The sequence below is a fragment of the Methanosarcinales archaeon genome (assembly GCA_014859725.1).
GTDB lineage: Archaea > Halobacteriota > Methanosarcinia > Methanosarcinales > Methanocomedenaceae > Kmv04.
Genome location: JACUTQ010000078.1, coordinates 1 through 10,066, shown reverse-complemented (window position 1 = coordinate 10,066; position 10,066 = coordinate 1). Strand labels below are relative to the sequence as shown.

Annotated in this window: 12 protein-coding genes and 1 pseudogene; 10 read left to right on the top strand and 3 right to left on the bottom strand. The window is 43.3% G+C overall.

What is annotated here, in order from left to right; all coding sequences use genetic code 11:
- Nucleotides 1-220: 220 nt before the first annotated feature.
- A complete protein-coding gene (locus tag IBX40_07725) occupies nucleotides 221-907 on the bottom strand; it encodes a 2,5-diamino-6-(ribosylamino)-4(3H)-pyrimidinone 5'-phosphate reductase (GenBank protein MBE0524204.1) in 687 nt (228 codons plus the stop codon).
- Between the two features lie 139 nt (nucleotides 908-1,046).
- Here IBX40_07725 and IBX40_07720 point away from each other — a divergent pair.
- The 5 genes and pseudogenes from IBX40_07720 (at nucleotide 1,047) to IBX40_07700 (ending at nucleotide 3,996) form a co-directional block, all read left to right on the top strand.
- Nucleotides 1,047-1,325: pseudogene (locus tag IBX40_07720) on the top strand (thioredoxin family protein).
- A 54-nt stretch (nucleotides 1,326-1,379) separates the two neighbouring features.
- Nucleotides 1,380-1,682, top strand: coding sequence for a hypothetical protein (locus IBX40_07715; GenBank protein MBE0524203.1), 303 nt, complete (start codon nucleotides 1,380-1,382; stop codon nucleotides 1,680-1,682).
- 36 nt (nucleotides 1,683-1,718) lie between these two features.
- On the top strand, nucleotides 1,719-2,282 hold the full coding sequence (locus tag IBX40_07710; protein MBE0524202.1) for a flavodoxin family protein: 564 nt from the start codon (nucleotides 1,719-1,721) through the stop codon (nucleotides 2,280-2,282).
- 61 nt (nucleotides 2,283-2,343) lie between these two features.
- Nucleotides 2,344-2,823, top strand: coding sequence for an Lrp/AsnC family transcriptional regulator (locus IBX40_07705; protein ID MBE0524201.1), 480 nt, complete (start codon nucleotides 2,344-2,346; stop codon nucleotides 2,821-2,823).
- A gap of 12 nt (nucleotides 2,824-2,835) precedes the next feature.
- Nucleotides 2,836-3,996 carry an aminotransferase class I/II-fold pyridoxal phosphate-dependent enzyme gene (locus IBX40_07700; protein ID MBE0524200.1) on the top strand — a complete coding sequence of 387 codons (1,161 nt, stop codon included), beginning with the start codon at nucleotides 2,836-2,838 and terminating at the stop codon, nucleotides 3,994-3,996.
- Between the two features lie 11 nt (nucleotides 3,997-4,007).
- Here the strand turns inward: IBX40_07700 and IBX40_07695 are convergent, their stop codons facing one another.
- Together IBX40_07695 and queC are read right to left on the bottom strand one after the other, a co-directional pair.
- Entirely contained in the window at nucleotides 4,008-5,099 is a 1,092-nt protein-coding gene (locus IBX40_07695) for a GTP-binding protein (protein ID MBE0524199.1), read from the bottom strand.
- A gap of 28 nt (nucleotides 5,100-5,127) precedes the next feature.
- Nucleotides 5,128-5,814, bottom strand: a complete 687-nt coding sequence (gene queC, locus IBX40_07690) for a 7-cyano-7-deazaguanine synthase QueC (GenBank protein ID MBE0524198.1) — start codon at nucleotides 5,812-5,814, stop codon at nucleotides 5,128-5,130.
- 139 nt (nucleotides 5,815-5,953) lie between these two features.
- On the opposite strand from queC, the gene IBX40_07685 reads away from it, so the two are divergent.
- From IBX40_07685 to IBX40_07665, 5 genes are all read left to right on the top strand, one after another.
- Nucleotides 5,954-7,039 (top strand): mechanosensitive ion channel family protein, encoded by a 1,086-nt coding sequence (locus IBX40_07685; protein ID MBE0524197.1) that lies wholly within the window; start codon nucleotides 5,954-5,956, stop codon nucleotides 7,037-7,039.
- 68 nt (nucleotides 7,040-7,107) lie between these two features.
- Nucleotides 7,108-7,413: a UPF0175 family protein gene (locus tag IBX40_07680; protein ID MBE0524196.1), complete on the top strand. Its 306-nt coding sequence runs from the start codon at nucleotides 7,108-7,110 to the stop codon at nucleotides 7,411-7,413.
- Nucleotides 7,410-7,919, top strand: a complete 510-nt coding sequence (locus IBX40_07675; GenBank protein MBE0524195.1) for a hypothetical protein — start codon at nucleotides 7,410-7,412, stop codon at nucleotides 7,917-7,919. The genes IBX40_07680 and IBX40_07675 overlap by 4 nt, the downstream gene beginning before the upstream one ends.
- Nucleotides 7,920-7,977: 58 nt before the next feature.
- Nucleotides 7,978-8,415 (top strand): archease, encoded by a 438-nt coding sequence (locus IBX40_07670; GenBank protein ID MBE0524194.1) that lies wholly within the window; start codon nucleotides 7,978-7,980, stop codon nucleotides 8,413-8,415.
- Between the two features lie 61 nt (nucleotides 8,416-8,476).
- Nucleotides 8,477-9,928 (top strand): RtcB family protein, encoded by a 1,452-nt coding sequence (locus IBX40_07665; protein ID MBE0524193.1) that lies wholly within the window; start codon nucleotides 8,477-8,479, stop codon nucleotides 9,926-9,928.
- Nucleotides 9,929-10,066: the final 138 nt, after the last annotated feature.

The window sequence follows — 10,066 nt, the reverse complement described above, 5'->3', positions numbered from 1 at the left end:
GGCTTGTATAATTTAATACGGTGATAAAATTAAAATCGCCGAAACTCATGTAATAAGTGAGATGTTTGCAATTGTAAACAAAAAGAACACAGATGTAACATGACAAATAAACATCCTTGATCTTAACATCCCCGGAGATTGTTGTTTTCTTTACAACGGTAATCGAGGGATGTTAAGACTGAGGGTACTTTCATGCTAAAATAAAACTCCAATTCCCATCTTATTTTTCCTGTTTCAACACATGCCAACGTAGTAGTACCCCATTGTCCATCTTTTCCATTGAAGCCAGTTCAAGTTTAACTGCATCTTCACTGGTGAAAAATCCGGTCCCGTCCACAAGTGTAGGCGCATTTTCGCCACCCAGTATAATTGCTCCAATGTAAGTGTGGATTTCATCTACCAGTTCCCGGGATATCAATGCCCAGTTCAGTGTTGCACCACCCTCTACCATTAACGTATTTATGCCGCTATCTTTCAGGTTTGACATTAGACCCACAAGGTCTACCCTATCCCTACCGATTTTGATTATCCTGGACTTTTCATTAAGTTTTTTCACTCTGTTCGCAGGTGCATTATTACTTACAGCTATAATAATATCCCCGTCCCCCTTATTGAAAATATCAGCATCAATTGGAGTCCTGGCCATGCTGTCAACCACAATTCTGATCGGGTCCTCACATCCGCATCTTTGTTTTCGCTCAAGACGAAGGCGTTCTGATTTGACAGTAAGACTGGGGTCATCAGCCAGTACTGTACCAATACCCACCATAACAGCATCGGCACGTGCTCGCATCAGGTCCATTCTGGCAAAATCATCATTACCCGATATCCGGACCTGCTTTCGTTTGATGGTTGATATTTTTCCATCTGCAGCCATGGCAGCATTCAAGATTATATTGGGACGCATTGTTCCTGAAAAGACCTGCAGGTTTATATTTTTGATTGTTTAAAAAGAATAAATGGCTGGTTGATAAAATGAAAACAAGTGGTTTTGCACAATCAATGCAAAACTATTTGTGTTCTAAGCTAAATCTTAATATGTGGAGATGGTATAAATTAAACCCATATATGTAGAAGTATTGACCTCACCTTCATGCTCTTACTGCCCGTTAGCTGTCAATATGGTCAAAGAAATGGCAAATTCACTGCCTGATGTGATTGCGATTGAGACATCAGTATCTACACCTGAAGGGTACCAGAGGGCAGTGTCACATGGAATATCAGGAGTGCCCACCATACTTATAAATGATAAAGTTGCCTTTGTAGGAGTGCCACCTTCGATAAATGATTTGAAACAGATGGTACTTTCTATTGCCAAGAAATAATGAAAATTTAATATATGGTTATACTTTAATAAAATCAAATTTGAGGATGATCGGATGAATACAGAATATGGAATTAAAACAAAGAAAAGGCCTAATCTTGTAAGGGACCTGAAACCAGGAGATATCCTTCACATAGGTACGGAAGATAAAGGTGAAATTTTTACTGTTATTAAAATAGGAAATAAAGAATATATTCTCAAGCAGACCGACCATGATCTTGTGTTTGCCCACAGCCGGGGTGTAATGAACCAGAAGATCATGGACTTTGAGGAAAGGTATGATGCATACTTTATTGTTGAAGATGGAGATATCGAAAATGTTGTCATGGATACATCAAAATGTTTTAGATGTAGATAGAACATGCTAAAAATACTCATGTTGGTGAGGTAACAGATGAAAATAATTGGAATTTCAGGCAGTCCTCATAAAACCGGCAATAACAGCAGGTTGATAGATCGATCACTGGCCACATCAAAAAAAAGGGGATTTGATGTTGAAAAAATCACTCTGGCAGGCACTGATATATCTCCATGTACTGACTGCGGAGAATGCAGGAAAGAAAAATCTTGTCAGATAGAAGATAACATGACTGAGATATACGATAAACTGGAATCAGCTGATGGGATATTAATATCATCTCCTGTATATTTCGGGACCCTTTCAGGACAGTTGAAGTGCCTGTTGGATCGATCAGTAATGCTTAGAAGAAACGGATTTTTATTAAAGGATAAGGTAGGTGCGGCCCTGGCAGTAGGCGGTTCCCGTAACGGCGGCCAGGAATATACTATCTGGTCTATCCATGCATGGATGCATATTCACGGCATGATCGTTGTGGGAGATAATTCCCATTTTGGCGGTATTGCCATAAAGGATGTGGACTCTGACGAAGAAGGTTTGAAAACCGTTGATGACACTGCCAATAAATTGTGTGATACACTCCTAAGACTAAACCAGTAAAACGCAAAATCTATCTACTGATAATACATTGGAAGTCTAACCTTAAAATGAAGGTGTGTTTATGAATGAGATACTTGAAATAATCGAGCAGGACCCTAAAAAAGATCTGGCAGAGATTGCTCTTTTAACGGGATATTCGGAAGAAGAGGTACGGTCCCGTATTAAAGAACTTGAAGACAGTGGTGTCATTCGTAAATACAAGGCAGTTATCGACTGGGACAAAGTGGGAGAAGAATACATCTATGCCGTCATCGAACTCAAGATAAACCTGGGAGACAGGACAGGATACGATGCTATTGCACAGCGCATAGCCAGTTTCAATCAGGTCCGCTCGATCAGGCTGATATCAGGGGATCACGATCTCTCCTTAACGGTACGGGGGAACTCCATGAAAGAGGTGGCTTTTTTTGTGGCAGAGAAGATAGCGACCCTTGACCAGGTACAGAGCACTGTTACACATTTTGTTCTGAAAACATACAAAGAAGATGGCGTCACTTTATTTGAAAAAGCCAAATCAAAAAGACTCGCCATATCCCCTTGAAGTGGCTGCCCGATGACTGATAGCAAAAAATTCCTCTCAAATATGGTCAATGCCGTTCCACCCTCGGGTATCAGGAAATTCTTTGATATGGTAATAGGGATGGACGATGTCATCTCATTAGGTGTGGGAGAACCTGATTTTACCACTCCATGGCATATCAGGGAAGCATGTATTTATTCCCTGGAAAAGGGTTTTACATCCTATACCTCAAATTCAGGATTGATTGAATTACGGGAAGCCATATCAGATTCCTTCCATAATGATTACGGGGTGGATTACAATCCTGAAGATCAAATTCTTGTGACCACAGGAGTAAGTGAAGCAACCGATCTGGCACTTAGAGCAATAGTGAACCCTGGTGATGAGGTTATTTTCCATGAACCCTGTTATGTTTCATATAAACCCGGTATTATCTTTGCCGGAGGCACACCGGTCTCTGTTTCCACGTCCAGGGAAAACGAGTTCCGGGTAACGGGCGAGCAGATCGAGGCCGCAGTAAATGATAAGACAAAAGCCATTATTCTGAGCTATCCCAACAACCCCACAGGGGCTGTGATGAGGAAGCATGATCTGGAGGAAGTGGCAGATGTGGCAGTGGAACACGACCTGCTGGTCATCTCAGATGAGGTATATGACAAGTTGACATATAATGGTAAACATACCTGCTTCTCGTCCCTCAACGGCATGAATGAGCGCACCATACTATTGAACGGTCTGTCCAAATCCCATGCTATGACTGGCTTACGTATTGGGTATGCCATGGGACCACCCAGCATAATCAGCGCCATGCTCCTCATTCATCAATATACCATGCTGTGTGCACCCATCACAGCCCAGATGGGGGCCATTGAAGCTCTGAAGAACGGAGAATCTGAGATGCAGGCAATGGTGCGGGAATATAACCGCCGCAGGAGGCTCTTTGTCTCTGGCCTGAACAGTCTTGGTCTGGATTGTTTTGAACCCAAAGGCGCATTCTATGCATTTCCGTCAATACAGTCTACAGGAATGACATCAGCCCAATTTGCCGAAGACCTGCTGCATCAGCAAAAGGTGGCAGTGGTACCCGGGGATGTATTTGGCCAGTCTGGCACAGGATTTTTGAGGTGTTCCTATGCCTCCAGCCTGGATGAATTAAAAACTTCATTAGAACGAATAGAAGAGTTCCTTAACTGAACTCTTGCAAGTCACTTTTGAGTAATAATTGTCAGAATGTCATCATCCATTAGAGTATGTTCCAACCCTGCTCTCTGGCCTTCATGTTTTGCTGATTTACCCCACACCTGGGCATACCTGAACCTGCGCCTGAAATCCCGGTGTATTTTATCACAGATATCACCCACATTTACACCGTTTTGTACTATCATAGGCTCATCCATATCAGCTGGCTCACCTTGGGGTTTCATATAAATACGGATGAAATCGAGCTCTTCAAAAATGGCATCCTTCAACGTATCCAGATTCTCATCCTCATTAGCTGAGATCAAGAACGCATCCGGAAACGTGGTTCTGATATCTGACTTGAATTTATCATCCACCAGATCCATCTTATTGATGATTGTTATGGCATTGATATATTTCCTGTTGCCCAGCAGTGCATCAATGAACTCGTCAATGTCGATAGGTTCCCGGATGAGCACTTCAGCATTATGGATCTTATATTCTCTAAGTATGGAGATTATAATACTCTCATCAAATTCCAGTTCAACAGTAGAATTAATATTGACCCCGCCCCGGAATTTTCTTAGAACTCTGGCATCAGGTCTTCTGGTATTGATCCTGATACCAGCATCATATAGTTCTTTCTCAAGGGTAACCAGGTGGTTGGTATTGAATACATCTATTATAAATGCCACAAGGTCTGCGTTTCTGACCACAGATATGACCTCTTTTCCCCTGCCCCGACCTGAAGCTGCCCCCTTTACCAATCCGGGCACGTCCAGTATCTGGATGGTGGCATGGTTGTGCAGAAGCGTTCCAGGTATTACATCAAGCGTGGTAAATTCGTAGGCTGCTACCGCAGACTTGGCATCTGTTAATCTGTTCAATATCGTGGATTTACCCACTGATGGGTAACCCACAAGTACAACAGTGGCATCCCCGGATTTCTTGACAGAGTAGCCGTCGCCTCCACCTTTGGAGCTAGCCCTTTTTTGTACATCTTCTTTTAATCTGGCAAGTTTGGCTTTCAGTCTGCCAATATGGTGGGATGTGGCTTTATTGTAAGAAGTTTTGCGGATCTCATCCTCAATATCTTTGATTTCTTCGTCCAGGCTCATTTCAACTCTATAACCGTCAATGAGGGCATTAAGATTTGCCCAGTCTTGCCAGGAGGGGGTCAGATGTTCCAGCCCTTGAAAATGCGCGTTTTCGTCTCATACAGGATTCGCATACCCCGCATGGAACTGGATCAGAGGTATAACATGACCAGGAATATTCCATGGGTGCCTGAATTTCAAGTCCCAATCTTACAATATCCTCTTTATCAAGATCAACAAGGGGCGCAAAAATTGTAGGATGGTTCATGGTGCCGTATTCCAAAACTTTGTCAAACAGATGTATGAATTCAGGAGTATTATCAGGGAAGGTGACACCTTCCTCAGCATCAAATCCCACTACGATATGCCCGTAATTGTGTGCTTCTGCAAAGGAGGAGGCGATTGATAAAAAAACCATGTTGCGGGCCGGGACCCAAACACTGCGGGCAGTATCCAGGCACTTTTCCAGATCGTCCAGGTCTGGCATTGAAGGTTCAGGCAGGTTTTCAGTACCGGTCAGGCTCCCACTGAAGGTTCTATACCAGGGCAATTGGATCACATGGTGCTCACATTTGTATTTTTTGCAGATGGCTGTGGCATTTTCAATTTCTCTTGGTGCGGCCCGCTGGCCGTAGTCAAAGGTAATGCAGATCACCTGATCAAAAGTATCAAACGCCTTCTTGAATGCTACCGTGGAGTCCAGACCTGAGGATATTAATGCTATTGCACCTGTCATTATGGGTGGTTAATAGTCAGATTGACTAAAAAGGATTACTATCAGATATTACCTCTCAGATTTATATAATTCCAAATTATTGGCAATCTCGTTCACAATAACTTTTAAATACCGATACAACTCTTAACAGAATAGTGGTATGGCAACAATCTCAGACATCTTGAATGCGGAAATATTAGGTGTTCCTATTGAAAAGCTGGGATTATTCTTCATAATAATATTCCTGACATTTCTTATCAGGTCAATTTTTCTATATATTTTAGAGAAAAAAATAACTGTAATCACAAAAAGCACAAAAACTGATATTGATGATTTTATAATAAAGACTGTTAAAACACCTATTAGTTATTTTATTTTACTGCAGGGTTTGTATATTGGGATTCTGTCCCTGCAATTACCAGATCAAATAGGTTTTGTGAGTGTCAGCCTGATTACTAATAATGCATATATCCTGGCTGTTTCATTTTTACTGCTATATCTAGTATTCAAACTGATAGATGTCGTTGGATATATTATCTTAAGATTCGCTGAAAAAAGTGACAGCAGACTCGATGATCAGCTTGCTCCAATGATTGTTAAAACTCTCCGCATCTTTGTGCTGGTTCTTGGTATCCTATTCATTGTCCGCAATTTTGGCTATGATATAACCTCGCTCCTGGCAGGACTGGGGATCGGAGGCCTGGCCTTTGCCCTGGCTGCCCAGGATACGGTAAGCAACCTGTTCGGGTCCTTTACCGTCTTTTCAGACCGGCCGTTTCGCATAGGTGACTGGATAGAAATTGCGGATTTCGAGGGAACGGTGGAAGAGATCGGTTTTCGGTCAACCCGTATTCGCAGGTTCGACCAGGCTCTGGTAACCCTTCCCAACAGCCGGTTTATAAAAGATGGAGTGATAAATTATTCTGCCAGGCCAAAACGCAGGATCAACTTCACCCTGGGTGTGACCTACGGGACCACAGCAACCCAGATGACCCGGGTGGTAGATGGTATCAAGCAGATCATACAGGACGACCCCAGGTTCGATCACAATTTCAATATAGTACGTTTTACTGATTTTGGGGCCTATTCGCTGGATATTTTCATATACTGTTTTACCAGGACCACTGTATGGGATGAACATCTCCAGATCAAGGAAGATTTCAACCTGAAGATCATGTACCTGCTGGAAGAGCTGGGTGTGGACGTTGCCTTCCCATCACAGACAGTGTATCTGGATAAAACGTGAATTGATCTGAATTTTTTGATATAATATCACCATCAATAATATATACGATTACTTCAAATGTATTTATTATGGAGACAGTAACCACCCGTTTATCTGAAAATGAAATTTCAAAACTGGACTGGTTGGCACGATTCCATCATACTAACAGGTCACAGATATTGAGAAAAGTAATTGACGAGGGTCTGGAAGAAGAACTAATTGAACAGGCTTTGCATCTGTACCAGAATGGGGAGATCACCTTATGGAAAGCAGCTGAACTTGCAGAGAAAAGTCTGTCAAGAATGATGGATGAGGCACATAAACGGAAAATCCCGCATCAATACTCAGTGGATGATTTTTTACAGGATATGGAGACCCTGGAGCGCGTTGAATGAAGTACCTGGTAGTCAATGCGTCTCCAATTATTCTACTTGGTAAAATCGGCAGACTGGGACTACTAACAATAAAAGGATTCATAACCATGACCCCTGATAAAGTTGTTCAGGAAGTCATGATAAAACAAACGCCTGAATCGCTTGCACTGGAAAATGCTTTGCATAGCTGGATGAAAACATTTGATAATGTATCAGGTGTTCAAACCATCTCTTCAATAATTGGTGAAGATGTTTCAAGGGGAGAAGTAGATGTCATTGCAAAGGCCAGGCAGCTTCTGGATGAAGGACATGAAGTTTTGGCGGTGTTAGATGATAGATCGGCACGTAAAGGGGCACAGGCGTTGTCAATTCCCATCACAGGAACTCTTGGAATGGTAGTTCATGCTGTGCGTTCAGGAAATATTTCATCAGATGATGGAATTGCCGTAGTGAATAAACTGTTATCCATTGGAGCCAGATTTGACTACTCATTAATTAAGGAAATAATGGAAACTTTACGGTCCTGAATCAACAATACCTGATGTAATCGTTACTTTTACTTGAACCTGGAATGTATATACCAATATGAGCCTACCTGATTATGAATATCTCCCCCATCCAGCTGATGTCAGGTTCAGGGCTTTTGGAAATACATTAGAAGAGGTATTTGAGCATTCGGCTCTTGCCATGTTCAATGTTATTATAAACGATATCAGTAACATAAAACATGAAAGGTCTGTAGATATCGAATTGGAATCAGATGGAATTGATAACCTATTATACAATTATTTATCTGAACTGTTGTTCCAATTTGAGGTGGAGGAGATAATATTCGGGGAATTTCATATTGATTCAATTATACAGGCTGACACTGGATATATCCTGAAAGGACGGGCTATGGGTGAGGATATTGATCTAACCAGGCATGCGTTCGAAACTGAAGTAAAGGCTGTTACATACCACCAGCTTTCGGTAACAAAGGAATACGTGGGATATAGTACCCATGTTATTGTTGATACCTGAGACAAAGCATTATTATTCTTGATCAAATATTAAGGCATTATTAATAAAGGAAATCGCGATCATGACAAAACCCAGTGATATCGTTCAAAAGGTAGAAGAGAATCTCTATGAGGTCCCTATGGACTTCCAGGAAGGAATGAGGGTCCCAGGCCGTATTTTAGTATCCCACAAACTTATGAATGATCTTGAGATCGGCACATTGCACCAGACCGCAAACGTGGCCGCTCTTCCAGGCATCCAGAAATATTCCCTGGCAATGCCAGACGCCCATTTTGGTTACGGCTTTCCCATTGGCGGGGTGGCAGCCTTTGACGCTACGGAAGGCGTGATCTCTCCAGGCGGCGTGGGATTTGATATCAACTGCGGGGTACGTATCTTAAGGACAGACCTGGAAATCCAGGAGGTAAGACCCAGGATCAAGGAATTGATGAACAAATTGTTCACAGCCATTCCATCTGGTGTGGGTTCCAAGAGCAAGCTGAGGGTTTCAGATAGTGAACTGGATGATGCGTTTAATTTGGGTGCTTCCTGGGCTGTAGAGCAGGGTTACGGTGTTGAGACTGATATCCTGCACTGCGAGGACAATGGCTTCATTGATGCTGCAGACCCTGCAAAGGTCAGTGATAAAGCCAGGAAGCGTGGCAAACCCCAGTTCGGGACCCTGGGAAGTGGAAATCATTTCCTGGAGGTACAGGAAGTAGATAAGATCTACGAGCCCGAGATCGCTAAGCTATTCGGCATTCGTGAAGGGACGGTCACTGTCATGATCCACTGCGGTTCAAGGGGTGCAGGTCACCAGATATGCACTGATTACCTGCAGGTCATGGAGCAGGCTTCTAAAAAATACGGCATCGATCTGCCTGATAAACAGCTTGCCTGCGCTCCTGCTGACAGCCGGGAAGGCCAGGATTATTTCAAGGCCATGGCTGCCGGTGCCAATTATGCCTGGGCTAACCGCCAGGTAATTACCCATTGGGTCAGGGAGACCTTCCAAAATGTGTTTAACAAAGATGCCGAAGAGCTTGGTATGGATCTGGTGTATGATGTAGCGCATAATGTTGCCAAGCTGGAAGAACATGAGATCGACGGTAAGAAAAAAGAAGTTTATGTTCACCGCAAAGGTGCGACCAGGGCATTTCCTGCAGGCCACAAGGACGTCCCGACAGTATACCGATCAGTAGGCCAGCCTGTCCTGATCCCTGGCAGCATGGGCACACCTTCTTATATCCTGCACGGAGCTGAGAGGTCCATGGAACTGACATTTGGCTCTGCCTGTCACGGTGCCGGCAGGGTGATGGGAAGGGGAGAGGCAAAACGCAAGTTCAGGGGCGAAGTGCTGGAGAAACAATTGGCTGATAAGGGTATCCATGTCAGGGCCACCCACCCGTCCATGCTGGCTGAGGAGGCGCCCGAGGTGTACAAATCCAGCAGTGAAGTGGTTAATGTGGTCCACGATCTCAATATAGCCCGTAAGGTGGTCCGGGTCAGGCCTATGGGTGTGGCTAAAGGGTAGTAACAATACAAAAACTTTTAATAAAATTGAGACTGAAAAACCTGGCAGATAAATATCCATGCCCCAACTTTAGCATTAGCTTGATTTGTCGAGTAGAGCCCATAGCGCACCTCTTTCTGGGGTAATAACCCCAAGGTT

What these genes read in the sequence shown, in the direction of transcription:
- IBX40_07705 (MBE0524201.1), top strand. Translation starts at nt 2,344, where the DNA reads ATGAATGAGATACTTGAAATAATCGAGCAGGACCCTAAAAAAGATCTG.
- queC (MBE0524198.1), bottom strand. Translation starts at nt 5,814, where the DNA reads ATGACAGGTGCAATAGCATTAATATCCTCAGGTCTGGACTCCACGGTA.
- IBX40_07685 (MBE0524197.1), top strand. Translation starts at nt 5,954, where the DNA reads ATGGCAACAATCTCAGACATCTTGAATGCGGAAATATTAGGTGTTCCT.
- IBX40_07680 (MBE0524196.1), top strand. Translation starts at nt 7,108, where the DNA reads ATGGAGACAGTAACCACCCGTTTATCTGAAAATGAAATTTCAAAACTG.
- IBX40_07665 (MBE0524193.1), top strand. Translation starts at nt 8,477, where the DNA reads ATGACAAAACCCAGTGATATCGTTCAAAAGGTAGAAGAGAATCTCTAT.
- IBX40_07675 (MBE0524195.1), top strand. Translation starts at nt 7,410, where the DNA reads ATGAAGTACCTGGTAGTCAATGCGTCTCCAATTATTCTACTTGGTAAA.
- IBX40_07710 (MBE0524202.1), top strand. Translation starts at nt 1,719, where the DNA reads ATGAAAATAATTGGAATTTCAGGCAGTCCTCATAAAACCGGCAATAAC.
- IBX40_07700 (MBE0524200.1), top strand. Translation starts at nt 2,836, where the DNA reads ATGACTGATAGCAAAAAATTCCTCTCAAATATGGTCAATGCCGTTCCA.
- IBX40_07670 (MBE0524194.1), top strand. Translation starts at nt 7,978, where the DNA reads ATGAGCCTACCTGATTATGAATATCTCCCCCATCCAGCTGATGTCAGG.
- IBX40_07715 (MBE0524203.1), top strand. Translation starts at nt 1,380, where the DNA reads ATGAATACAGAATATGGAATTAAAACAAAGAAAAGGCCTAATCTTGTA.
- IBX40_07695 (MBE0524199.1), bottom strand. Translation starts at nt 5,099, where the DNA reads ATGAGCCTGGACGAAGAAATCAAAGATATTGAGGATGAGATCCGCAAA.
- IBX40_07725 (MBE0524204.1), bottom strand. Translation starts at nt 907, where the DNA reads ATGCGTCCCAATATAATCTTGAATGCTGCCATGGCTGCAGATGGAAAA.